The organism is Acinetobacter sp. ANC 4204, from assembly GCF_002135205.1.
Lineage (GTDB): Bacteria > Pseudomonadota > Gammaproteobacteria > Pseudomonadales > Moraxellaceae > Acinetobacter.
The window spans coordinates 268,494-292,496 of sequence record NZ_NEFZ01000003.1; the positions used below are offsets into that span (position 1 = coordinate 268,494).

The 24,003-nt window shown below is 41.0% G+C and carries 18 protein-coding genes; 8 read left to right on the forward strand and 10 right to left on the reverse strand.

What is annotated here, in order from left to right; translation table 11 throughout:
• Positions 1 to 116 precede the first annotated feature (116 nt).
• Entirely contained in the window at positions 117 to 740 is a 624-nt protein-coding gene (locus B9T36_RS08870) for a TetR/AcrR family transcriptional regulator (RefSeq protein ID WP_162900247.1), read from the reverse strand.
• A 137-nt stretch (positions 741 to 877) separates the two neighbouring features.
• On the opposite strand from B9T36_RS08870, the gene B9T36_RS08875 reads away from it, so the two are divergent.
• Both B9T36_RS08875 and B9T36_RS08880 read left to right on the forward strand, forming a co-directional pair.
• A complete protein-coding gene (locus B9T36_RS08875; RefSeq protein WP_086209131.1) occupies positions 878 to 1,342 on the forward strand; it encodes a hotdog fold domain-containing protein in 465 nt (154 codons plus the stop codon).
• Positions 1,343 to 1,504: 162 nt separating this feature from the next.
• Positions 1,505 to 1,894, forward strand: a complete 390-nt coding sequence (locus B9T36_RS08880; protein ID WP_086209132.1) for a tautomerase family protein — start codon at positions 1,505 to 1,507, stop codon at positions 1,892 to 1,894.
• Between the two features lie 154 nt (positions 1,895 to 2,048).
• Here the strand turns inward: B9T36_RS08880 and B9T36_RS08885 are convergent, their stop codons facing one another.
• From B9T36_RS08885 to B9T36_RS08900, 4 genes are all read right to left on the reverse strand, one after another.
• Positions 2,049 to 2,372 carry a hypothetical protein gene (locus B9T36_RS08885; RefSeq protein ID WP_139841354.1) on the reverse strand — a complete coding sequence of 108 codons (324 nt, stop codon included), beginning with the start codon at positions 2,370 to 2,372 and terminating at the stop codon, positions 2,049 to 2,051.
• Between the two features lie 130 nt (positions 2,373 to 2,502).
• A complete protein-coding gene (gene ssb / locus B9T36_RS08890) occupies positions 2,503 to 3,075 on the reverse strand; it encodes a single-stranded DNA-binding protein (protein ID WP_086209134.1) in 573 nt (190 codons plus the stop codon).
• 51 nt (positions 3,076 to 3,126) lie between these two features.
• Complete coding sequence (locus B9T36_RS08895) at positions 3,127 to 4,491, reverse strand: MFS transporter (RefSeq protein ID WP_086209135.1); 1,365 nt, start codon at positions 4,489 to 4,491, stop codon at positions 3,127 to 3,129.
• A 159-nt stretch (positions 4,492 to 4,650) separates the two neighbouring features.
• Positions 4,651 to 5,730 carry a DUF475 domain-containing protein gene (locus B9T36_RS08900; RefSeq protein ID WP_086209136.1) on the reverse strand — a complete coding sequence of 360 codons (1,080 nt, stop codon included), beginning with the start codon at positions 5,728 to 5,730 and terminating at the stop codon, positions 4,651 to 4,653.
• A gap of 211 nt (positions 5,731 to 5,941) precedes the next feature.
• Here B9T36_RS08900 and tenA point away from each other — a divergent pair, with 211 nt between their 5' ends.
• The 4 genes from tenA to B9T36_RS08925 all read left to right on the forward strand — a co-directional run bounded on the left by tenA (position 5,942) and on the right by B9T36_RS08925 (position 10,989).
• Positions 5,942 to 6,616, forward strand: a complete 675-nt coding sequence (gene tenA, locus B9T36_RS08910) for a thiaminase II (RefSeq protein ID WP_086209137.1) — start codon at positions 5,942 to 5,944, stop codon at positions 6,614 to 6,616.
• Between the two features lie 162 nt (positions 6,617 to 6,778).
• The gene (locus tag B9T36_RS08915) at positions 6,779 to 7,153 is read left to right on the forward strand and encodes a hypothetical protein (protein ID WP_086209138.1); all 375 of its coding nucleotides are present in this window, start codon (positions 6,779 to 6,781) and stop codon (positions 7,151 to 7,153) included.
• A gap of 327 nt (positions 7,154 to 7,480) precedes the next feature.
• Positions 7,481 to 10,312: an excinuclease ABC subunit UvrA gene (gene uvrA, locus B9T36_RS08920; RefSeq protein WP_086209139.1), complete on the forward strand. Its 2,832-nt coding sequence runs from the start codon at positions 7,481 to 7,483 to the stop codon at positions 10,310 to 10,312.
• A 185-nt stretch (positions 10,313 to 10,497) separates the two neighbouring features.
• Complete coding sequence (locus tag B9T36_RS08925) at positions 10,498 to 10,989, forward strand: pyridoxamine 5'-phosphate oxidase family protein (RefSeq protein WP_086209140.1); 492 nt, start codon at positions 10,498 to 10,500, stop codon at positions 10,987 to 10,989.
• A 190-nt stretch (positions 10,990 to 11,179) separates the two neighbouring features.
• On the opposite strand, the gene B9T36_RS08930 is transcribed toward B9T36_RS08925, so the two are convergent.
• The gene (locus tag B9T36_RS08930; protein ID WP_086209141.1) at positions 11,180 to 12,889 is read right to left on the reverse strand and encodes a GGDEF domain-containing protein; all 1,710 of its coding nucleotides are present in this window, start codon (positions 12,887 to 12,889) and stop codon (positions 11,180 to 11,182) included.
• 1,089 nt (positions 12,890 to 13,978) lie between these two features.
• Between B9T36_RS08930 and omp33-36 the strand changes: the two genes are divergently transcribed.
• Positions 13,979 to 14,863 (forward strand): porin Omp33-36, encoded by an 885-nt coding sequence (omp33-36, locus tag B9T36_RS08935; RefSeq protein WP_265733399.1) that lies wholly within the window; start codon positions 13,979 to 13,981, stop codon positions 14,861 to 14,863.
• A gap of 49 nt (positions 14,864 to 14,912) precedes the next feature.
• Here omp33-36 and betT read toward each other — a convergent pair whose 3' ends face one another.
• The 4 genes from betT to B9T36_RS08955 all read right to left on the reverse strand — a co-directional run bounded on the left by betT (position 14,913) and on the right by B9T36_RS08955 (position 20,028).
• Complete coding sequence (gene betT, locus B9T36_RS08940; protein ID WP_086209143.1) at positions 14,913 to 16,880, reverse strand: choline BCCT transporter BetT; 1,968 nt, start codon at positions 16,878 to 16,880, stop codon at positions 14,913 to 14,915.
• A gap of 157 nt (positions 16,881 to 17,037) precedes the next feature.
• The gene (locus B9T36_RS08945; RefSeq protein ID WP_086209144.1) at positions 17,038 to 17,727 is read right to left on the reverse strand and encodes an ion channel; all 690 of its coding nucleotides are present in this window, start codon (positions 17,725 to 17,727) and stop codon (positions 17,038 to 17,040) included.
• Between the two features lie 253 nt (positions 17,728 to 17,980).
• Complete coding sequence (locus B9T36_RS08950; RefSeq protein ID WP_086209145.1) at positions 17,981 to 19,696, reverse strand: cation acetate symporter; 1,716 nt, start codon at positions 19,694 to 19,696, stop codon at positions 17,981 to 17,983.
• Entirely contained in the window at positions 19,696 to 20,028 is a 333-nt protein-coding gene (locus B9T36_RS08955; RefSeq protein ID WP_086209146.1) for a DUF485 domain-containing protein, read from the reverse strand. The genes B9T36_RS08950 and B9T36_RS08955 overlap by 1 nt, the downstream gene beginning before the upstream one ends.
• Positions 20,029 to 20,213: 185 nt before the next feature.
• Here B9T36_RS08955 and B9T36_RS08960 point away from each other — a divergent pair, with 185 nt between their 5' ends.
• Positions 20,214 to 23,711: a PAS domain-containing hybrid sensor histidine kinase/response regulator gene (locus B9T36_RS08960; protein ID WP_086209147.1), complete on the forward strand. Its 3,498-nt coding sequence runs from the start codon at positions 20,214 to 20,216 to the stop codon at positions 23,709 to 23,711.
• Positions 23,712 to 24,003: the final 292 nt, after the last annotated feature.

The following is a 24,003-nucleotide window of genomic DNA, read 5'->3' on the forward strand; positions in this document are numbered from 1 at the left end:
GAATACGTGCAAATTAAAAATTGGTGAAACAGTAAGTTTTTATGAAATTTATCGGTTTTTTAGATTAGAAAACCCTCGTTAAGTTTTACCCTTTTCACAGTTGTCACTATCAAGTTTTACATCTGAAATGCGTTTAAAGACTGCCATGCTGCTTGAGCTAAAACGTTTGCATAATCTGTAGGTAAAGGGCTTACTCGACCAGATAACCAAGCACGGCAGTAGCTTTCTGTTGGTCCAATCATCAGAGAAAGGCGAAGTTCAACTGGCACAGCAGTCATGTACTCGGCATCAGGCTGAAGCGCCAGCCACTGACCTAATTGCAAATTACGCTGTAAGTTTTCCTGCTTTAACGTTTCGGCATGTATCCCTTGCTGCACACTGTAACTGGCTGCATATAAAAATCGTGCAAAATCAGGATACTGCTCTACCCAGTCCAGATAACTATGAATAACGGCATACAGTCCATGTTTAAGGTTTTGACTCTGTTGCAAAGCGTGCATACGTTGAGTCGCTTGATCCTTTAAAGCCGAAATATATAAAGCCGAAACGATGCCTTCTTTATGTTTAAAATGATGATAAATCGCCCCAACACTGGTCTCAGCAGCATCTCGAATCATCTCTATGGTCGTGCTTTCGATACCCTGCTGAATAAACTGTTGTAAAGCACAATTTAAAATCTGACGTTTAAGCTCCGCACGTCGACCAGGATAAATTCGTTCAAGTAAGGCTATGTTTTGCATCATCATTCCTTTTTTATTGTGCTCATCATAAATCAAGACTCGCTCTTTTGTGTAGCAGAGTCGTCAAATCAGCCAAATACAGAATAATATTCTGTATGAGAATATTATTCTTCAAATAATGCATGAAGGACATCACCATGAGTCAAGCCTTAAAAATATGGAAAACCCTAGAAGCCAAACCTGCTGGGAAATGGACATTTTCAAAATTGCTGTGTTTAAAGGCGCCTTATTTCAGCAGTATCTCCCCATTATTCGAACAACTGCGCCCAGACTACTGCGAAGTGAGCATAAAAAAACACCGTGCTGTGTTGAATCATATTGGTACTGTACATGCCATTGCGATGTGTAATATGGCAGAACTCGCCGGAGGCACCATGACCGATGTGACCGTACCCAATACGCACCGCTGGATTCCAAAAGGCATGCAAGTAGAATATATACAGAAAGCATCGACTGATTTAGTCGCAGTGGCAACACCAGCACAGTCCAATTTTGTTTGGAATGAAGGCAGTGATTATGTGGTCAATGTTGAAGTTAAAAACACTGCTCAAGAACTGGTTTTTCGTGCCACAATTACAATGTGGGTTTCACTGAAAAAATAAAATTTGCGACCAAAACCCACTATTCGATGGTGGGTTTTCAATCCGTTCATCTTAAATGCGTACAAACTAACAATGATCTTTTTCAAATGAATTTGCATACACTCTGTTAAGATGAATGATGATCTATCCCCATTAATTTCATTTTAAAAAATAGAGAAAGTCATGGCCCAAATTAAAATCTATGCTTTAAATAAAACCATAAAAAGACATCGAGATCATCTAAGTATTGCCATTCACCAAGCGTTAACCAAAACACTGAAATATCCCATAGAAAAAAAGTTTCAACGTTTCATTTCATTAGAATCAGAACATTTTATTTACCCATCAGACCGTACAGAATCTTACATCATTATCGAAATCTCTATGTTTGAGGGCAGGACAAAAGAAGCAAAAAAAGCCCTTATTAACACACTATTTCAAAACATTAATGATTTATGTGGAATTGATTTCAATGATATTGAAATCACAATATTTGAAACCCCAAAAGAAAACTGGGGAATTAGAGGTAAAAATGCTGATGAATTACAATTAAATTATCAGATCAATATTTAGAAAATAAAATACAGTATAAAAAAACAAATATTTAACTGTGAGTTTCCAATGAAGACACTTTAATGCAGGCACATCCATAACAGAAAAGCCCTTGAAAATGCAACTGTATAAATTCATTGATACAAGATCTACGATATTAAATGATCACTTTAACTTATTTAATTATCAGAATAAAAAACATCGCAGGGAATATGACACCTAATAAAAAAAATACAAATGGGGCAACATACCTATCCACCCATACGGGGCTATTTCCATGCCCATCTGTAAATAGACGCTTTTTCCCTATAGATAACGTAACTAAGAGAAAGGCCAAAAAATACAGTATATTTTGATTAAATAAAGCAAGATTTTCAAAATAATGGATGCCATGTGTTCTTTCTGAGAGCAAAAAGAATATAAAAACGGTATAGCCGATAAAGCCTGTCCCACAACACATCCATCCAGAGGCTTCGCTTTTTGATTGTCTTAATTTCAATTTTTAAGCCCTTTAAAATAAACAAAGTGCCTTATCCAAAATATCTGAGTTTCTCTGCACATAAAAAAAGAACTTGATATCAATCAAGTTCTTTTTGATCACTTTGTACAAGGTTTATACCTGATACCAGTTAAAACGGAAGGTCATCATCCATATCCGCTGGTGCTGTTGCAGGCGCAGACTGAGGTGCTGCTTTTGGTGCAAAACCACTTGGGTTATTGTTCGCATAACCACCTTGTTGGTTGTTACCACCTTGATTGCCACCATAACCGCCTTGGTTGTTATTGTTATAACCTCCACCTTGGTTATTGTTGAAACGTGGTTGTGCATAACCATCATTTCCGCCTTGCATTTGCTCACCTTGCTGACGGTTGTTGTCTAGCATCTGCATTTGCTCACCACGGATTTCTGTGGTGTAACGCTCTTGACCATTTTGGTCTGTCCACTGGCGCGTGCGCAATGAACCTTCAATATACACTTTTGAGCCTTTGCGCAGGTATTGTTGCGCAATTTCACCTAGACGGTTGTGTAACACAATACGATGCCATTCAGTTTGCTCTTTACGCTCACCTGTACTTTTATCTGTCCAAGAGTCGCTGGTTGCAATTGAAAACTGAGTCAACGAACCACCATTTGGAAAAGTTTTCGTCTCTGGATCTCGGCCTAATGTGCCCACTAAAATAACTTTATTTACACCGCGCATCTGATGTTTACTTCCTATCTATTTCTATTATTTACTTTATAAGAGTTATGCTTAAATGGCTACCTCTTTCCCTAACAACTGCGTTAAATCTTGTCGCGTCGCATCATCTATTTGCTGCTTATCGACCTTGACATACGCCACTTGCTGATCAGACATCACCACGACCTCTTCAATACCACGAATCGCTAAAAGTTGGGAAGTCCATTCATCTGTTTGTTTATGTTCAGGTAAACGTAGCACCATCGAAGATAAATAGCGTGGCTGCGCCAAACCAAAACTAATCAATAACCAAATAATGGCAAGTCCAGTCAGAATACTCCAGCCCAAAGCAGTATTGTTTAATAACAATAATTGTCCACCTGTAACGCCACCAAAAAAAGCGCCTAAAAACTGGCTGCTGGCATTTACGCCCATCGCGGTGGCTTTAGACTGAATTGGTGCGGCTTTCGATAACCATGAGGGCAACAACGCCTCCATAACATTAAAAGCAATAAAGAATAAGCCCAAACCCGTGAGCAAAATATACTTTGACTCAAAACCAAAAATTAGAATGCCTAGGCCTAAAATAATACCGCCAATCGCAGTTAAAAAGATGCCACGCATCTTGCGGTATTTTTCAGCCAATACAATACTTGGGAAAGCAAAAAACAGGCTAATCACCAACAATGGCAAGTACACCCAACCATGCGAATTGAGTGGAATTTTGGCAAAATCAATCAACTGTGATGGGACATAAATAAACATTGCTGTCAGCAATAAATGTAAGCTAAACACTGATACATGCAGGCGGTTCAGATCACCCATTTTTAAAACTTGTTTGAGCTGAGCCAAATAACCTTGATCAAAATTTCGATGGTGGCGGGTAACTTTTGGAACCAACAGCAACATTGAAATGGCGGCCAAGCCCATGATGGTCGTTACCCAAAACAAACCTGAAATACCCACCAAACCTGTAAGCCACGGCCCCAAACTAAAGGCTACAGCAAAAGAAACCCCGATACTCATCCCCATGGTTGCCATGGCTTTCATGCGGTTTTCTTCACGGGTCACATCGGCGAGGAGCGCCATCACCACAGCAGAAACAGCACCACCACCAGCAATAGCACGACCAATAATCACCCCATAAATAGTGTCTGACATTGCCGCAATTGCACCGCCCAAAGCAAACAGAAGCAGCCCAAAAACCACCAAAGGCTTCCGACTATAACGGTCAGCAATCAGACTAAACGGAATCTGTAGAATAGCTTGGGTTAAACCATAAATCCCCACAGCTAAACCGAGCAGTGCAGGTGTTGCATATTCATAAGTCTGCCCTGCTACAGAAAAGACAGGGATGATCATGAACAAACCCAACATGCGTAAGGCAAAAATACTGCTTAAGGCAAAAGTTGAACGACGTTCTAAAGCATTCATCATAAACGAAGACAGACTGTATTGAATTAATCTTGGATCAAGATTATAGGCTATTCAATCCGACTAGCGACATGAATTTTATATTTAATAAAAGCGTTCCTGATCTGAAAAACAAAAAGCGCAGCCTGAGCTGCGCTTTTCTTCGGTTCAAAACAAGCTGCTTTAAACGGCTTGATGTTTTTGATATTGGATAGACGCAATCACGGCCCAAACAATAAAGGCTACACCAATTAAACCTGTAACAATTTCAGGAACATGAAGACCTGTACCACTTGCCAGCATAATAAATGCCAAAGCACCAATTGCATAGTGCGCACCATGTTCAAGGAAGACATAAGCATCCAAGGTGCCTTTTTCGACCAAGTAAATGGTCATCGAACGCACAAAGATCGCACCAATGGCAAGGCCCAACATGATAATCACGACATCAGAAGTAATGGCAAAGGCACCAATCACACCATCGAAACTGAACGATGCGTCGAGAACTTCGAGGTATAAGAAACCACCGATACCCGCTTTAACGACACCTGTCGTTGCGCCATTGGCATCATGCACAATTGCATTACCATCTTCATCAATTTCAGGCTCGCCACCGAGTAAATGGCTCAATACCTGTACACCAATATAAACCACGATGCCCCAGATTCCTGCCATAGTCACGACTAGACGTTTGGCTTCATCAACATTCGCCGCCATCACCAAGAGTGCAATCAAGGCCAAGAATACAGACATTGCAGGGACATTGGCCAAGTTTGCCAAACGACGCTCCAACCAGCGGAACCAGTGCGTATCTTTACCTTCATCCAAAAAGAAGTTAAGAAACACTAACAATAAAAACGCGCCACCAAATGCAGCAATTTCAGGATGATGATCCATCAAACGTTGTGAATAAGTCTTCGGATCATTTAACGCCAATTGAACGACTTCAACGAAGCCCATATCTGCAGTTACCGCCACAATTGCGACAGGGAAGATTAAGCGCATACCAAATACAGCGACTAAAATACCCACGGTAAGGAATAACATTTTCCAAAAATGATCCCAACCACGTAACACGGACGCATTGACCACAGCATTATCAAAAGATAAAGAGACTTCCATCACCGCTAAAATGGCAGTAATAGTCAGTGCAGTAAACATGGTCTTTAAGCCCGCTTCTGGTCCATGGGTAAAACCCCAGTACGCAGACAACGCAAGACACACGATCGTAAAAATGATAGAGAAACCAAAATGTTTCATCATGACAGATCGACCTTTAAAAAATTTGGAAATTAACTAAAACTTAAAAATCAGGTTGAGTTTTATGGTCGCAATTATGACCGTTTTTGTAGATGAAACCAAAACATCTTCGTTAATTTTTACTTATTTCCTCACCACACAGTGTTGGATTGTTCTTCCGAGTCAACAGTTGTTATAGTCTTGCCCATATTTCGGCTTTTCTCAGGATAAATTAATGGCTTTTTCTCAAGATGTTTGGCAACGTAATGTCGACTTATATCAAAAAACATTGGCTTTGCCTTTTAACCAAGAATTGGCTTCAGGTAGCTTGAATAAAGAAGCGTTTTGTCATTATGTCATCCAAGATGCACATTACTTGGTGGCTTATGGTCGCGCGCTCGCCGTATGTGGCGCCAAAGCTTATGATGCTGATGACATTATTCAGTTTAGCCAAGGGGCCAAAGAAGCAATTGTAGTGGAACGCAGCTTGCACGATGGTTTTATGAAAAACTTTGGGATTTCAAAACAACAATTTGAAGAAACTCCTTTGACATTAGCTTGTCATCATTACACTTCTTTTTTAACCGCAACAGCATGGTCTGAAAGCTATCCTGTGGTGTTAGCGGCACTCTTACCTTGTTTTTGGATTTATGCTGAAGTCGGTAAAGACATTGTGGGCAACTCTATCGCTAACAACCCATACCAAGCCTGGATTGATACTTATGCTGGAGAAGAATTCAATCAAGCTGTGCGCAATGTGATTGCAACCATTGATAAAGTAGCTGCACGTTGTGATGCCGATACCATTGAGAAAATGCATAAAGCCTACCGTAAAGGGGCTGAACTGGAATGGTTATTTTGGGACAGCGCTTATAAACAACAGCAATGGCTCGGTTTAGACCACGCTTAAAAGCTCAAATGATCCCAAAAGCCCTGAACTCTTCGGGGCTTTTTTATTGCCCAAACATCGTATTTTTTCAGATGACGCGATTGCTATTTTAAGGATTTAAAACTAAACTTCACCAATGATAATAATTATCATTTGCATAATTAACTTTCGAGGGCCATTCCCATGCATCCTGATACTCTAGGTACTGAAGCCATTCGTGCATTTTTTACCGTACAATGCTGCTGGCTAAATAACGAAGAAATTTATCTTGAAAAAGGCTGTTTACACTGCGGTTCTGCCGCGACCTATCTGATTTATTATACCAATCCACACATTCAAAAACTGATGTTAGCTTTTATTAAAAAATATCATTGTCTTTTAAGTCGGCAACAAGATTTACTCGACTTACCTGACTTTGAAGATGACTACGACACTTTCTTGCAAACCCTTGAGCATGAGGTTAATTTTTATGCGCGAATTCATCATGACATCGCGCGTCCTTTTGCTTTTGAAACAGTCGATTCAATCTTTGAACGTAGCTATGCCATCGCATGTTAGTCGCAGCATAAGAGCATAACTATTACGATCTCATTCAGGCGTATGACAAACGATACAAATGACAACAGCATTTTAGCTTTGCCATACACCTAACATTTTTAATGTTTCTTCTATTCCTATATTTATATCAAACTTTTCATCTCCAACTCTCAGTCTGTCACTCTACTTTGAGACTTGTCTCGACCATCAAATCTAGCTACAGTCTATCAGCAGCATTTTTTCTTCTAGCCGACATAATTTGTCGCTATAAAATCATCTGTAACACTTGAACAAAGCATAAGTCGTTATCATATACCTCCTTTATCTGCACAATTTCGAGATAGTTTTATGAGCCAAAGTCATATCCGTATTCGAGGCGCACGTACCCATAACTTAAAAAATGTGAACCTTGATATTCCCCGCGACAAATTCGTGGTGATCACGGGACTTTCTGGTTCAGGTAAGTCGTCGCTTGCATTTGATACACTGTACGCCGAAGGTCAGCGTCGTTATGTCGAATCGCTCTCGGCCTATGCGCGCCAGTTTCTATCACAAATGGAAAAACCTGAAGTTGACTCAATTGAAGGCTTAAGCCCTGCAATTGCGATTGAACAAAAGTCGACCAGCCACAACCCACGCTCTACGGTGGGCACCATTACCGAAATTTATGACTATTTACGTCTACTCTACGCACGTGTCGGCACACCGTTTTGCCCAGAACATGATTTGCCGATGGTGGCTCAGACTGTGTCGGAAATGGTCGATGCAGTAAAAGGATTAGATGAAGGGACCGCCCTGATGCTGCTGGCGCCAGTCGTGCGGGAACGTAAAGGTGAATATTCAAACCTGTTCGAACAACTACAAAGTCAAGGTTTTGTGCGTGCCCGTGTCGATGGTGAAATTGTAGATCTCGACCCGATCCCAGAACTCGATAAAAAGAAAAAGCACACCATTGAAGTGGTGGTGGATCGTTTCAAAGTCCGTGATGACCTCGGCAACCGTATTGCAGAATCTTTTGAAACTGCTCTACGTCTCGGTGGTGATATTGCCATTCTCTCGTGGATGAACGGTGAACATCCCGATCGGGTCTTTTCGGCTAAACACTCGTGTCCTGAATGTGACCGTGCTGTTGCAGAACTGGAACCACGTTTATTTTCATTTAACAACCCCTTTGGTGCCTGTCCAACCTGCGATGGTTTAGGGACTCGTAGCCATTTTAGTGCTGAAAAACTCATTCCAAGCCCAGAAGTTTCCATTAGCCAAGGCGCGATTCGTGGTTGGGACAGACAACGCCCGTACTACTACAGCATGATTGAAAAAGTGGCGGCGCATTTTGGTTTTTCTTTGGATACGCCTTGGAATGAACTGGATGCCGATACTAAAAAGAAATTCCTCTATGGTACAGGCAAAGAAAAAGTTGATCTCAGTTACATAGATGAACGTGGTCGTAAACATAACCGCGTACAAGCCTTTGAAGGAATTTTGCCGCACTTAGAACGTCGTTACCGCGAAACTGAAAGTAACTATGTTCGTGATGATTTGGCACAGTATTTATCCAATGCGGCCTGTGATGCTTGCGGTGGCTCACGTCTGAACGAAATTTCACGTCATGTTCGTGTCAAAGACAAAACCATTGCCCAAATTACCAAAATGTCGATTGGCGATGCTGAAAGCTATTATCAGGACTTAAATCTTGATGGGGCTAAAGGTGAAATTGCCGATAAGATTTTTAAAGAAATTCGTGAGCGCCTGCATTTCTTGGTCTCTGTGGGTCTAAACTATTTAAGCCTATCGCGTTCAGCAGAAACCTTGTCTGGTGGTGAAGCGCAACGTATTCGTCTAGCTTCACAAATTGGCGCAGGTTTAATGGGCGTGATGTATGTCCTCGATGAGCCATCTATTGGTCTGCATCAGCGTGATAACGACCGTTTGCTGGAAACTTTGGTTCGCTTACGCGACTTAGGCAACACAGTGTTAGTGGTTGAGCATGATGAAGATGCGATTCGGGCAGCAGACCATATTATTGATATTGGTCCAGGTGCAGGGATTCATGGTGGTCATGTGATTGCTGAAGGGACGTATGATGAAATTCTCGCGAATACAGACTCGCTCACAGGTCAGTATTTATCAGGTAAACTGAAAATTGAAGTTCCGAAAAAACGTACTGAACCACCAAAGCCTGATGAACAAATTAAATTGATGGGTGCTGCGGGTCATAACCTACAAAATGTAGATTTAACTATTCCTTTAGGCGTGATGACCTGTGTCACAGGTGTGTCTGGTTCGGGTAAATCAACCTTGATTAACCGTACATTATTGCCTTTGGCAGCGACTCAACTGAATGGTGCAACCACTTTAACCGCAGAAAAGTTTGACTCGATAGATGGTCTGCAATTCCTTGATAAAGTAGTTGATATCGACCAAAGTCCGATCGGTCGTACACCTCGCTCCAACCCTGCAACCTATACCGGTTTATTCACCCCAATTCGTGAACTCTTTGCACAGACTCAAGAAGCCAAAGCACGTGGCTATGCCGCAGGGCGTTTCTCATTTAACGTGAAAGGTGGTCGCTGTGAAGCCTGTGAGGGTGACGGCATGATCAAAGTCGCAATGCACTTTCTACCTGATATGTATGTGCCTTGTGATAACTGTCATGGTAAACGCTATAACCGTGAAACCTTAGAAGTCGGTTATAAAGGCAAGAATATTTCGGATGTGTTGGAAATGACGGTGGAAGACGCCATGCATTTCTTCGACGCGATTCCTGTCATTCACCGTCGTTTGGAAACCTTAAATCAAGTCGGTTTAGGCTATATTCGCTTAGGCCAGTCTGCAACTACACTATCAGGTGGTGAAGCACAGCGTGTGAAGCTGGCTCGTGAACTAGCGAAACGTGATACGGGTAAAACGCTGTATATCTTGGATGAACCAACTACAGGTCTACATTTCCACGATATTGCTAAGCTTTTAGATATCCTGCATGAGCTACGGAATAAGGGCAATACCATTGTGGTGATTGAACATAATTTGGATGTGATTAAAACCGCAGACTGGATTGTGGACTTAGGTCCAGAAGGAGGTTCAGGTGGCGGGATGATTATCGCGGAAGGAACGCCTGAACAGGTTGCGAAGAATAAAATTTCGCATACAGCGAAGTTTTTGAAGCCGATGTTGAAGTAGTAAATCCTCCCCAACCCTCCTTTTAAAAAGGAGGGAGTTCCCATTACTAATCAAATGGTGTTCCCCTCTTTATCAAAGAGGGGTTAGGGGAGATTCAATAACTGTCGCCTAAAAAAATTACAATTAATGATTTATTCAATTTCATTTTAAAAATATCTACAAATATAGAATAAGGAAAAATAAGAATGGTTATAGATACAAATAACTGGAATACAATTAAAAATGTTTTTTCTAAAGCACAGCAAGCAAATATGCATGCGAATATTGCTAGTGTTTCTCGCGATGGGATACCAAATATTACTCCAATTGGAACTGTCTTTTTGAATGATGATGGAACAGGATTTCTATTTGATGCATTCTCTCAACAATTAGCAGAAAACTTAAAGCAAAATAAAAATGTTTGTATCAGTGCTGTAAATTCAAGCAAATTATTTTGGCTATCATCTTTTATTAAAGGACAATTTAGCTCCTATCCTGGGGTAAGAATCTATGCAGAACTAGGAGAATTAAGGCCCGCGACAGAAGACGAGAAATTACGAGTGAACGCTCGCATCCAGTCTCTAAAATGGACCAAAGGAAGTAAATTAATTTGGTCTGATTTCACCTATGTTAGAGAGTTTAATGTTAATTCTTACCGATGGATAAAGTACCCGCATATGATGGATCATTTAAAATAATGTTACACTAAAGCAGAATCCACTTTAAATAATATTTATCGACTTATTATTATGCAATGACACCCAAAATAGTAAAACTTTAAATTACATTTAAAATAGACCTCTTCCATAAATAAAAAAATGATCATCTTTTTATTTATGGAAGAAGTCTATTTTTACTCATTATGTGGATATAAATATCTCCGATACATTAACTCGCCACCTTATTTTTCCCCTGCTCTTTAGCTTGAAACAAGGCACGATCGGCTTTCTCCAAAAGTTCAGTCCAACTCGCAGCTCCAATCGCAACACCAATACTTATGGTCACACTCAAATCTGGACTACGTGTTGAATCCATTGATGCTGCTTCATAAATTTCACAGCGAATCTTCTCAGCAATTTTTAAAGCACGTTCCATGCTAATGTTTTCAATGAGTACAATAAATTCATCGCCGCCATAACGCACCAACAAATCAGAAGTCCGAATATTATCTTTTAATTTCTCAGCCACAAACTGAATGACTTGGTCACCCACCAAATGCCCATGAACATCATTCACTTGTTTAAAATAATCAATATCCATCATCATTAAACAAGTTTCAGAAAACTGCGTCGGCTGATTTTCCAAAAGCTTAATGTACTCGTTAAGCGCATAACGGTTTGCGACGCCTGTTAAAGAATCCAAATGTGCAATATTTTTCAACCGAAATTCCAATGCATCCCGTTGCTGAAGCGTGTGTTTAAGCTGCTGTATCGCTGTAAACAATGAATGTACATTGGCGGATTGATCTTTAGACTCTAAATCGTTAGAACGCATACTCGAATTAGACAAATCGAGAAGGATTTCCCGCGCCTGAATTAATGGAGCAAAAACTCTTTTTTGTGCATAAATCATAGTGAATAACGCAGCAATAATCGAGACTAATGAAATACTTACAGTCGTGAGCAAAACATTTTTAGCCTTACGTTTTTCAAGTGTAGCTTTTTCCACACTATATTTGAGTAAATAATTCTGCAAATCCACAACCGTGGTGAATTTATCAACAATCACCTCGGTAAGTTGTGTTCCCGTTAAATAATATGGCCGATGATAAATACTTTCATTCATCAGTCGCTCAACAATCAACAATCCTTTGGCTAAGAACTCATTATAAACAGCTTGATGTAATGCCTTGAATTCAGGGGTTTTATCACGTTCAGGTTGGAGGGTATCAATCAGCTCCCACAAGTACATGACTTGCTTACGTGTTTGTAAGGAACGCGCCAAGTTGGTTTCAGGAATCGGTTGTTCAAAGGTTACATGCGCCATGACATTTGATGCTGCCCGCCCAGCTTGATCCCTTAAATCTGCCAATAACAAAATTTGCGTATAAAAATTTGAAATGGCCGTGTCTTTTCCTTCTGAAACGGCAATCACATCTTTTAAAACATCATGGCTACGCTCCCAAGCCGTAAACATTTTTAAAATAGCTTGATCCATTTTTTCTGCATTACGTTGCTCACGTGGCAAAGCTGCATATTGATCTACTTGCTGTCTTCCCTGTGCTAATGCTTGTTCGAGCTGAGAAAATAAGTCTAAATTTAAATTAGAAAACCCCGATTTTTTAAGAATTTTCTGGGTACTACGCATTTGTCCATCGACGTTAGCCCGATATGCTTTTAGCTCCAAGACATGTTTAGCAAAGTCTTGTTGATTACTCGACATCACTTTGTTCGCTGGTGCACGCTCTCGCGAAATTTTATTGGCAAGATCAGCTACTGCTTGCAAAGCTTGTATCTCAATGAGTGCTTGGTTAGCTTTTATATAATCATTATAACTTTTGACCATCAAGGGAATAGAAAGACTACACAATGACAAAATAATAATGCTCATTGCGACATATAACTTTTTACTCAGATGTTCAGAGCGTACTTCTCGCATACTTAAACTACACCCCCTATTCTGAAAAAAGAAAAAAATATAATCAATAATGCTCATTATACAAACAATATATCTCTTATTTAAGTCATTAATTCTTTGTTTTGCCTAGTTTTTAGTATTCATTCATGCAAAATTCCTTGAGGCTCATACTCAAATACAAATGAAAGCTAAGGAAATCAATCATTAATAACTTTCATGTTAAAGATGAATTTCTTTCAATATTTTTTTAGACGCTTACATTTGAAGATGACATATTTACATACGCAACATTATGGTGCATAATGCACAACATTGGGGCGAATTAAAATATACTCTCAGCAAATATTCTAATTTTCCCACAAGTTTTGGCAAGAAAACCCAATCTCCTCAAAAGATTGGGTTTTTTTATGCCATGTTAAAATATGAATGAATGTATCTAACAAAATTATGCACTATTTTAGTTCAAAAAATATTTTAACCCTTTGCCTGCTTATAAAATAAAAGTCTCTGAATTTTAAATAAAAAAAAGCCCAACCTTGGGGAAAGTTGGGCATATAAACAAAAACTGTTTGAGGAGAATTAGCTTCTCAGAAAACAACGATATTGTTAAATGATTCGCTAAAATAATTATGAAATAAATCTGCTCGATTGTAAAGCCAAGTAAAGCACTATGAATTGATATAATTGCACAAAAATTGTGAGAATTCTCACAAATGACTTGCAGATATGTACATTATGCAAGCAAAAAGCCGTTTTAATGCACTAAATTTAAGCATTTACATGATTTATGTCACAAAATTGAAGTGTTTAAAGGGGACTTTATTAGTTTTTTTACCGTTTGTTATTATTAATTCAATCTAATTTATCAATTAAAGAATCAGTTCAGGATAATTCAATATTGCGCATTCTCTGTTTTATAAATAGATATACCCTATTGTTCTGACATAAGTTTTTTTTGGTTGACATGGATCTGTTTATTTGAGTACTTTTTAATCAATATCATAATTAGAGCATTTACTCAATATTATAATGTCATTAGAGTTCATTGACTTAATAAATTGTTACAATAGAATGTTCATTGTTTAATCCAATGTTAACAAACTGGTAAATATCATGAAAAAACTCGGTTTAGCCACTGCTTTATTATTAGCCATGACCGGTGCTCAAGCATACCAATTCGAAGTACAGGGTCAATCTGAATACATCGATGCATCTGATGCAAATGACAAAGATTTTACTGGCGGTTTACAAGGTACTTTCTACTTTAAAGATGTTGATTCATCTAAAGGTCCTTTAGCTGAAGCTGCTTTTTTAAACCAAGCTTCAAATGTTTCTTTGGCATATAACTATGCTGAATTAGGCTCTGAAGGTACTGATTTCATCGCTCACAACTACGGTGCAAAAGCTGAAGCGTATATCCCAACTAAAGTTGTTCCTGTATATGCAAGCGCATCTTACAGCCACACTATTTTAGATGGTAAAAACAGCGAAACGCCTGATGACAATGGTGACCGTTATGCACTTGAAGTGGGTGCTTTAGCTGCTCCGAACTTCTTGGTTGCTGTAGGTTATACTAGCGTTGCTGACCAATTTGCTCTTGATGCGTTCAATGTAATGAGCAATGGTGTTGTTAAAGCTGTTGGTGAAACCGCAACAATTGGTGAAGACCAAGACGCAATCACTGCACGTACTAAATATGTAGGTAACATCGACGGTACAAACATGGCACTTGGTTTAGAAGCTGGTCTTGTTTATGGCGACGACACTGCTTACCAATTAAAAACTGATTTGTACTTAACGCCTAAATTGAGCGTAGGCGCATCTTATGCTGAATCAAGCTTTGCAGGTACTCCTGACTCAGCTTGGGGTGCAAACGTTAACTACTTCATCACTCCAGCAGTTGCTGTAGGCGCAAGCTATGTAAATGCTAACGCTAAAGAAATCGAAAATCTCGATACACAAACTGTTGGCGTAAATGCTAAATTCCGCTTCTAATTCAATTTAGAAACTGAATAAAAAAAAGGACGCTTGAAGCGTCCTTTTTTTAGTTTGTGGTTCTGACTAAATTTAAGAAATGTAAATGACGTTCGTACTGGTCAATAATATCTTGCAGTAGATCTTCTAAAGTCCAATCCATCACATCATAATTCTGCCCGCCTTCTCTTAAGAAAACCTCAGCCTGATAGAACTGCTGTTCCTCCAGTCTATCCGCCATAAAACTTGGCGGTTGCGTTTCACGGGCAACCACCTGATAGATGAAGTTAATTTCATTATGGTGATCTACGCGTAACTGCAAGCCATGCTCAATCTGTTGAATGGTCACGTCTAATTGACGACGCTGGAATTCCTTTTGTACCGCCGAAAAAGCAGCTTGCACCCGCTGTTCAATAAACTGCTCCACCTCAAGCTGAGTATGCGGATAATGCATAATCAGACCTAGACGCTGTTGCCAACTGCGTGGATTTTGAATCGCACGAGGGGTAATTCGCGCATCTTGCAGTGCACGCATTTTGGTGACATCTAAACGTAGTGCTTTCAATAAGCCCCAGCAGACCAACAGCATAATCAAAGTAAACGGTAAAGCACTCATAATTGTGGCCGATTGTAAGGCGGACAGCCCACCTGCCATCAGTAGGATAATCGACAGTAAAGCAATCAGAATGGTCCAAAACAACCGTTGCCATAAAGGTGAATTTTCTGTTTCTGCAGTTAAGTAATCAATCACCAATGAACCTGAGTCAGCAGAAGTGACAAAGAATAACACCACCAGAACGGTCGCAATCAGACTTGATATTTGAACGAAAGGCAAATGAGTTAAAAATTCAAATAGTGCAACCGATGAATCTTGTTGTACCGCAGTAATTAAAGAAGTGTGGCCTTCTTGAATAATACTGAACAGTGCCGCATTTCCCATAAAGCCCATCCAAATCAGCGTAAAACCTGTAGGAATGAACAGCACCCCAACAATAAACTCGCGAATGGTTCGACCTTTAGACACTCGGGCAATAAACATCCCCACAAAAGGCGACCACGAAATCCACCAAGCCCAATACATAATCGTCCAACCACCAATCCAACCATTCGGTTGATAGGCATATAAGTTGAAGGTCATGGCAAATAAGTTGGAAACATATTGCCCTGCATTTTGAATGCTAGTTTGTAGGATATAAATAGAAGAACTGGCAAAAAAGACAAACAGTAATAACACCAATGCGAGTACTAAGTTCAGTTCAGACAGACGTTTAATGCCTTTATCTAAACCAAAACCGACCGAGAGTGAAGCCAAAAAAGTGACAAAGATAATCAGTCCGACCTGAATCCCGATATTTTGCTGGATACCAAATAAATAATTCAGTCCCGAGTTAATTTGAGTTACCCCAAATCCAAGTGTAGTAGCGATCCCAAAAATAGTGCCTAAGGTTGCAAAAGTATCAACCGCATCTCCCGTTGCACCATAAATTTTTTTACCGACCAAAGGATATAAAGCGGAGCGAACTTTTAAAGGCAAATTATGTCGGAAAGAGAAATAAGCCAGTGACAAGCCCACAAGCGCATAAATGGCCCATGCATGTAATCCCCAATGGAAAAAGGTGATGCGCATCGCTTGTTGTGCAGCATCTACAGTTTGTCCATCGCCCGTGGGCGGATTGACATAGTGCATCACGGGTTCAGCCACACCAAAGAACATGAGACCAATCCCCATACCCGCGGTAAATAGCATGGCGAACCAAGAACCACTGCTATATTCAGGTAAACTATGGTCTGGACCAAGTTTGATCTTCCCCATGTCGGAGAGTGCAATAAATACCAGTATGATGAGAAATAATGCAACGGCTAAGACATAAAACCAGCTAAATGAATCAATAATCCATTGATTTAAATGTTTGGTCAAAGCCTCAAACCCGCTTGGGTCAAAAAGAATTAAGGCTAGAAAAAGCACTAGAATCACGACCGTGCTAAGAAATACATTCTGTTTGACGTTCGCAAACAATGATGGTTTTATGGAAGGCATAATTCCCCCAGAAAATTATTTTTAATACAAAGATATAACCAAGATGGTTAATGAGACGAGTCTGATTCAGACTGAAAAGTGAATTGTTTAAAGTTTAACGATTCAGAACCATCATAATTTATGTTTAAAAATAAGGCAGTGCGAATCCTGTAACAGTTTAATTTTCTTTATGATCATTGGGTCGATGCTGAATATATTGCAATGCGATTAAACGAGAGACAATTAGCGCAAAATACATGACGCCACAAAACATCTGTAACATGGCAATCATACGGGCCAGTGGTGTTAGCGGCATTAAATCAGACAAGCCCGTTGCCGACTGCAAACTAAAACTTAAAAATAATAAATCTAGCCATGACTGTGCGCCCACCACATTGGGATTTAAAAAGCTATTGGGCTCCAAAATCTGACAAATGCTATATAGAAAAGCAAAGCCCCATGCGATAAGGGTAAACACTGCACCCGCTGCAAAAAGCTCATCTTTGGTCAGATAACGGTCTGCGAACATATAGCGCAACAAGCCATAGGCCGCAATAAAATACGCCATTGCTTCAAAGGCATGACTAATCACCAAGAGCATCGGATGCGTGGCACCCAACAAAATCAATAAGGAAAAGAACAGGGCTCCACCGACAAAACTCAGCCCTAGAATGGTAAATACTGGGGTTTGGCGTATGACTTTGGCAATCATCAATAACACCAATACACCTAAGCCCCAAACCAAGACACGCAAAGACAAACTATGTCCACTCAGCATCGCCAAGATCAGCATCATAAATTGCAGTAACAGCAGCCATGCTGAAGGGAGTAAGCGGAAACCTTTCCAAAAGTCGACCAATACCTGCATATCTAGCCATCCAAGTTATTATTTTTTAAAGCCCAGTGTGGTTCATTTTTGTTCTACGTGGTTAATTTAACATGAATAAAATAGGAAGCTCATGGTTTTTGTAGATGTCATCACGTTCCTTTTCATCTTACTTACTTTTCCGCTAATACCTCCATCTAACAATGTCTAGATAAAAGACAGTTTGCGGTCAAAAGTTCAGAGCTACCCACAAAAAAAAAGCCCCATCAGTTGGGGCTTTTTTATCAGGTTCAGATTAGTGATCTGAAGCACCTGAGATACCAATACCTGTTTGTGAACGTACATACTGCGCATCAAATGCTTTACGTTCTGCTTGAGCTTGTGCTGAATTATCAGTCACAGAGAACAACCAGCAGCAGAAGAACGCCAATGGCATAGCAAAGATTGCTGGACCATTGAATGGGTTCACTGGGGTTTCAGAGATAGCCAAGGTATCTACCCAAACCGCTTTAGATAAGATAATCAATGTTACTGCAGTTGCTAGACCAACCACGCCACCAATCACCGCACCACGTGTGGTTAAACCTTTCCAGAACATTGAAAGTACAAGTACTGGGAAGTTTGCACATGCTGCTACAGAGAATGCTAGACCCACCATGAAGGCTACGTTTTGCTTCTCGAACAGAATTCCTAAAATCATCGCAAAAATAGCAAGACCTAAAGTCGCGATTTTAGACATACGAAGTTCAGATTCAGGGGTTGTTTGACCTTTCTTGAATACGTTTGCATACAAGTCATGTGAAATTGCTGAAGCACCAGACAATGTCAAACCAGCTACTACGGCAAGAATTGTTGCGAATGCTACCGCTGAAATGAAGCCCATGAACAAGTCACCGCCAAGAGCGTCAGACAAGTGCACCGCAGCCATGTTGTTACCACCTACAAGCTCAAGCTTGCCAGTTACTGCCATTTTCGCAACATCAAGGAACTGAGGGTTATTCGATACATAAAGGATCGCACCAAAGCCAATGATGAAAGTTAATAGGTAGAAGTAACCAATGAAACCTGTTGCAACAACCACTGATTTACGTGCTTCTTTAGCATCTTTAACAGTAAAGAAACGCATCAAGATGTGTGGAAGACCTGCTGTACCGAACATTAATGCAAGACCTAAAGAAATCGCATCAATTGGGTTCGCTGCAAGTTTACCAGGGCCCATAATATTGCCCGCTTCTGCTAAAGAAATATCATGAACTTTAGAGAAAACTTGAATTGATTGAGAGAACATTTCAGAGAAGCTGAAGCCCACGCCTTTCATCACCATGAAAGCCATGAATGTTGCACCAGACAAAAGCATTACAGCTTTAATAATCTGCACCCAAGTCGTTGCCAACATCCCACCGAAGATCACGTAAGCCATCATTAGAAGACCCACAATCACCACCGCAATGTTATAGTTCAAACCAAATAACAGTTTGATCAGCTGACCTGCACCCACCATCTGAGCGATCAGATAGAATGCAACCACCACCAATGAACTCACCGCAGCAAGTGTACGTACTGGTTTTTCAGCTAAACGGAATGACACCACGTCAGATAAGTTGAACTTACCTAAGTTACGTAGACGCTCAGCAACCAAGAACAATACGATTGGCCAGCCCACCATGAAGCCAAGTGAGTAAAGCAAACCATCAAAGCCTGAGCTGAAAACCATTGCGGAAATACCCAAGAATGACGCTGCGGACATATAGTCACCCGCAATTGCTAAACCATTTTGGAAGCCCGAAATACCGCCACCCGCTGTATAAAAGTCAGCAGTATTGGTAGTTTGTTTTGCTGCCCATTTAGTGATCAGCAATGTAAAGCCCACAAAAATTGCGAACATGATAATGGCATGCCAGTTTGTCGCCTGCTGTTGAGCCTCACCTAAATCAGGGCTTGCGATTGCTAGGCTTGAAGCCAACAGTGTTATCGTAGCGACTGTAAGCGCTTTCAATGAATTCCATTTCATTAGTGCTGTCCTTTCTCTTGCGCAATGGCTTCAACTTCACGCATTGCTTCTTCATTTAATGCATCTAGTTTGTTATTCGAAATATACGAATACACACCACATAAAACAAAAGACAATACAATAATGCTTAGCCCTAATGGCATGCCAATCGTGGTCACCCCACCACTGACTGAAGTCATTAGAAACTCTTTGTTGTAACCAACTAACAACATGAAACCAACGTACACAACCAACATAATGCCCGTTAATGTCCAACTGAGTTTACTTTTACGACTAACCATTTCCTTGAATTTGGGATTTTGTAGAATCTGTTCTACTTGTCTCTCGTCCATAACCACACTCCTGTCTGTATCCAACCGTAGATACAATTTTTTAATTCGAATTATTACATTTGCTAAATTAGCAAGCTTCTGTATTGGTTGTAATTTAGACTTTGGTCTCTAAATTTTAAACAAGCACAGCAGGCTCTCTCCGAGATGCGTTATGATGCAACCATGGTGGAAAAACTTTAGGTAAAATGAACAGCTGGCTCATCATAGGGGTCTTGGCCCTCTACATTGCATTACTCTTTATCTGCGCCTTTTTTGGTGAAAAACACGCCAGTCGCCTGAGTACGCGTGGGCGCATGCTATTGTTTAGTTTAACTTTAGGCGTCTACTGCTCATCATGGACTTTTTATGGTGCTACAGGTGCGGCAGTTCGTGAAGGCATTATCTTTCTGCCCATTTACCTTGGTCCACTACTCTTCGTTGCACTGGGCTATGACATTTGGCGTCGTTTAGGCCGCGTCCGCCAGCACCATGCGATTTCATCCATCGCAGACTTTGTCGCAGCACGCTATGGTAAAAGCGGACCTTTAGCCTCAATGGTGACTATCCTCGCCGTCATTGCCATTATTCCTTACCTTGCCCTTCAGCTGCGGGCCATTGCCCTCAGTGCTGCGGTAATTTTAGAACCAACAGCAGGTAGCATTGCCTCAACCACCAACGGTGTCCTGTTCCTCACTGGCATTTTGGCCATTTTGGCCATGATTTTTGGAACCAGACAGATTGCCAATACCGAACAACATGGCGGTCTGATGTTAGCAGTTGCCTTTGAGTCTTTTGTCAAACTATTTGCTTTACTCTGTGTGGCCCTCTTTTTCGTGTTTGCTGCACCTGAAAATGTCCATCAAATCTCTAAAGACGTCGCAGAGACGTTCCATCAAGTACAGCTAATCGGTGTGCCCGATACCTTCTGGATTCAAACCTTATTAGCAGGGTTAGCGATCATTTGTTTACCGCGTCAGTTCCACGTCGCTGTGGTTGAACTCCGCGATGAAAAGCACATTCGCGGGGCACGGCGCTGGTTTGCTGTCTATTTAGTTTTAACCATCATTGCGATTATCCCGATTGCCAGTTGGGCGCTGCATGCAACGCCTGGTTATTTAGCGATCCCGGATGTCGCAGTCCTGTCTTTACCTTTGAGTTATGGACAAGACTGGTTAACTCTTTTGGCATTTTTAGGGGGATTTTCGGCCTCTACGGGTATGTTGTTGGTATCATCCGTCGCCTTATCTATCATGCTGAGTAACGACCTAATCATGCCAGCTTTATGGCGCACAAATGTGCTATCACGTCATGACAAGCGTCTACCTTTGGTACTGAAATTCACCCGTCGGGTCTGTATTTTAGCCGTCATGCTTCTGGGCTTTTTGTTCTTCCATTTCTTCAATGACATTGACCAATTATCAGTCTTTGGCTTATTGGCCTTTAGTGCTGTGGCTCAATTCTCACCTGCTCTCATTGGTGGTCTTTACTGGCGTGGTGGTAGTAAACAAGGGGTCTATGCAGGTCTATTGGCAGGTTTTGGCATGTGGGCCTACACCCTGCTGTTACCCACTGTATTACGCAGTTTACCGGCTGAATATGCACACTTCACCGAAAGCTTCCTCAATTTCGGACCAATGGGCATTAACTGGTTACGTCCTGAAGCCCTGCTCGGTTTTGAATCCTTTGCCGCGCTTACCCATGGCGTGGTGTGGGCACTCGGTCTGAATATTATTTTATACATTTGGATTTCCCGTGTATTTCGTCCAAGCGTGGCTGAACAAATTCAGGCTGAAAGCTTTTTCTATTATGAAACCAAGCCACTGCCAACACAAAGCACGTCAACGGACATCAACTACATTCATCACGATGTTGCACGTTTGAAAGTCGGTGATTTGATCACCTTAGCCAAACGGATTACAGGCGATGGCGCAACCATGCGCGCATTTCAACAGTTCTGCGCACAAAACAATGTGGTGCTGAATGAAAACAGCAATGCCAACGGTATGTGGTGGCGTTTTACCGAACAATATTTAGCAGGCACTATCGGCGCTGCGTCGGCGCGTACCCTGCTCACCACCGCGATGGTCAACAATGGTCTCGCACTTGGCCAAGTGGCAAACATTCTAGACCAAGCCTCACAATGGCAACGTTTTAATCAAAACCTGATCATGACCATGATTGACCACATGACCCAAGGGGTGAGTGTGGTCGATGAAAACATGTGTTTGGTGGCATGGAATAACCAATATTTAAAACTGTTTGATTATCCTAAAGACATTGTCTATGTCGGTTGTCCAATTTCTGATTTGATTCGATATAACGCAGAACGCGGCGAGTGTGGCCCAGGTTCGGTCGAGGAACATGTACGGAAACGGATGCACTGGATGCAAGTTGGTAGCGCACATGAGTTTGAACGGATCCGTAAAGATGGTCGTGTCATTCAAATGCGCGGTAACCCGATTGAAGGCGGTGGCTTTGTCACCACCTTTGCCGACATTACCGCCTTCCGTGAAAATGAAGCCATGCTTGAGGCACGGGTTCAAGATCGAACTCAACAGTTGGCAGATGCATTGTCTGAACAACAACTGGCACGTGAACAAGCCGATAAAGCCAATATGTCAAAAAGTCGCTTTATTGCCGCTGCCAGTCATGACTTATTGCAACCAATGCATGCTGCACGTCTGTTCAGTACCGCTTTAGAACAAAGCGTACAAAGTGAAGAAGACCGCAAAACTTTACAACAGCTTGATCGTGCCTTACATGGGGCGGAAAGTATGTTGTCTGCATTATTAGATATTGCCCGTCTTGAAGGTGGCACTATTCAACCCAACCGTCAGGCTTATCCGCTACATGATTTACTCAGTGACCTTGAATTGCAGTTTAAATCTATTGCCGCACAACGAGGTATTCGTTTCAGCGTACATGATGCGCAATTCTGGATAGATACCGACCCACAGTGGATTCGTCGTATTATTCAAAACTTTGTCAGTAATGCCCTGCGCTATACTGCCAAAGGCAAAGTGGTGGTGGGTGTACTTCGTTCCAGTGATCAACCACGTCATATTCGAATTGGGGTTTGGGATACAGGCCCCGGTATTGCAGAAGAACAACGAATCAAACTGTTTCAAGAATTCGAGCGCTGTGGTCATACCTCGCCATGGGGTGAACAAGGTTTAGGTCTAGGTTTAGCCATCGTGCAACGAATGACCAGTCTGCTCGACTACCCTGTACATGTCTATTCAGAATATGGCAAAGGTTCCTGCTTTATGATTGAAGTCCCGATCATAGACCCACCAAAAGTGGTTGCTGCACCTGTACAGGCCGTTCCACTCAAAACCAAAGCCTATAAAATTCTGTGTTTGGACAATGACGAAACGATTTTAGAAGGGATGTCGACGTTACTCACTAAATGGGGCTATCAAGTGTTTAAAGCGACTGAACCTGAACAAGCGTTTGAAATGATTCAGCAAGAAAACATTCAGGTCTGGTTGGTCGATCAGCACTTGAATCATGACAAAATCGGGTTGGACTTTATTTTAGCCAACCGTCAAGAAAACGTGCCTGTTGCCTTGATCACAGCAGATTCAGATCCTGAGCTGCCTCAACGGGTCAAAGACATGAATATTGTATTGTTGAAGAAACCATTAAAACCCGCCTCATTACGTGCATGGCTCTCGGGTTTAAAAATTTCAAACACTGAATAAATTCGCTACATGTATTCACAAACCTCAAGTGATCCTATTTGAGGTTTGTCACTTTGAACCTCAAAATCTTAAGCCAAATGACTAAAGTTTCGCCCCCACTAACCAAAGTGATCATTTTGAGTATATTTGAGCCCATTTAAACTGGCTAAAAATTACACATTTACTTTTACTATGGCAAAATACACCAGTTACATTAGTGAACACTTGTATACTTAGTTACAATTTTTTAAACCATTGTTTTATATTAATTAAATATATTGAAAAATCAAAAATACGACTTTAGTCGTATTCA

What these genes read in the sequence shown, in the direction of transcription:
- B9T36_RS08955 (WP_086209146.1), bottom strand. Translation starts at nt 20,028, where the DNA reads ATGGACGAGAGACAAGTAGAACAGATTCTACAAAATCCCAAATTCAAG.
- B9T36_RS08915 (WP_086209138.1), top strand. Translation starts at nt 6,779, where the DNA reads ATGCATCCTGATACTCTAGGTACTGAAGCCATTCGTGCATTTTTTACC.
- B9T36_RS08960 (WP_086209147.1), top strand. Translation starts at nt 20,214, where the DNA reads ATGAACAGCTGGCTCATCATAGGGGTCTTGGCCCTCTACATTGCATTA.
- B9T36_RS08900 (WP_086209136.1), bottom strand. Translation starts at nt 5,730, where the DNA reads ATGATGAAACATTTTGGTTTCTCTATCATTTTTACGATCGTGTGTCTT.
- B9T36_RS08945 (WP_086209144.1), bottom strand. Translation starts at nt 17,727, where the DNA reads ATGCAGGTATTGGTCGACTTTTGGAAAGGTTTCCGCTTACTCCCTTCA.
- B9T36_RS08925 (WP_086209140.1), top strand. Translation starts at nt 10,498, where the DNA reads ATGGTTATAGATACAAATAACTGGAATACAATTAAAAATGTTTTTTCT.
- B9T36_RS08875 (WP_086209131.1), top strand. Translation starts at nt 878, where the DNA reads ATGAGTCAAGCCTTAAAAATATGGAAAACCCTAGAAGCCAAACCTGCT.
- uvrA (WP_086209139.1), top strand. Translation starts at nt 7,481, where the DNA reads ATGAGCCAAAGTCATATCCGTATTCGAGGCGCACGTACCCATAACTTA.
- tenA (WP_086209137.1), top strand. Translation starts at nt 5,942, where the DNA reads ATGGCTTTTTCTCAAGATGTTTGGCAACGTAATGTCGACTTATATCAA.
- B9T36_RS08895 (WP_086209135.1), bottom strand. Translation starts at nt 4,491, where the DNA reads ATGATGAATGCTTTAGAACGTCGTTCAACTTTTGCCTTAAGCAGTATT.
- B9T36_RS08930 (WP_086209141.1), bottom strand. Translation starts at nt 12,889, where the DNA reads ATGCGAGAAGTACGCTCTGAACATCTGAGTAAAAAGTTATATGTCGCA.
- B9T36_RS08870 (WP_162900247.1), bottom strand. Translation starts at nt 740, where the DNA reads ATGCAAAACATAGCCTTACTTGAACGAATTTATCCTGGTCGACGTGCG.
- betT (WP_086209143.1), bottom strand. Translation starts at nt 16,880, where the DNA reads ATGCCTTCCATAAAACCATCATTGTTTGCGAACGTCAAACAGAATGTA.
- B9T36_RS08880 (WP_086209132.1), top strand. Translation starts at nt 1,505, where the DNA reads ATGGCCCAAATTAAAATCTATGCTTTAAATAAAACCATAAAAAGACAT.
- ssb (WP_086209134.1), bottom strand. Translation starts at nt 3,075, where the DNA reads ATGCGCGGTGTAAATAAAGTTATTTTAGTGGGCACATTAGGCCGAGAT.
- B9T36_RS08950 (WP_086209145.1), bottom strand. Translation starts at nt 19,696, where the DNA reads ATGAAATGGAATTCATTGAAAGCGCTTACAGTCGCTACGATAACACTG.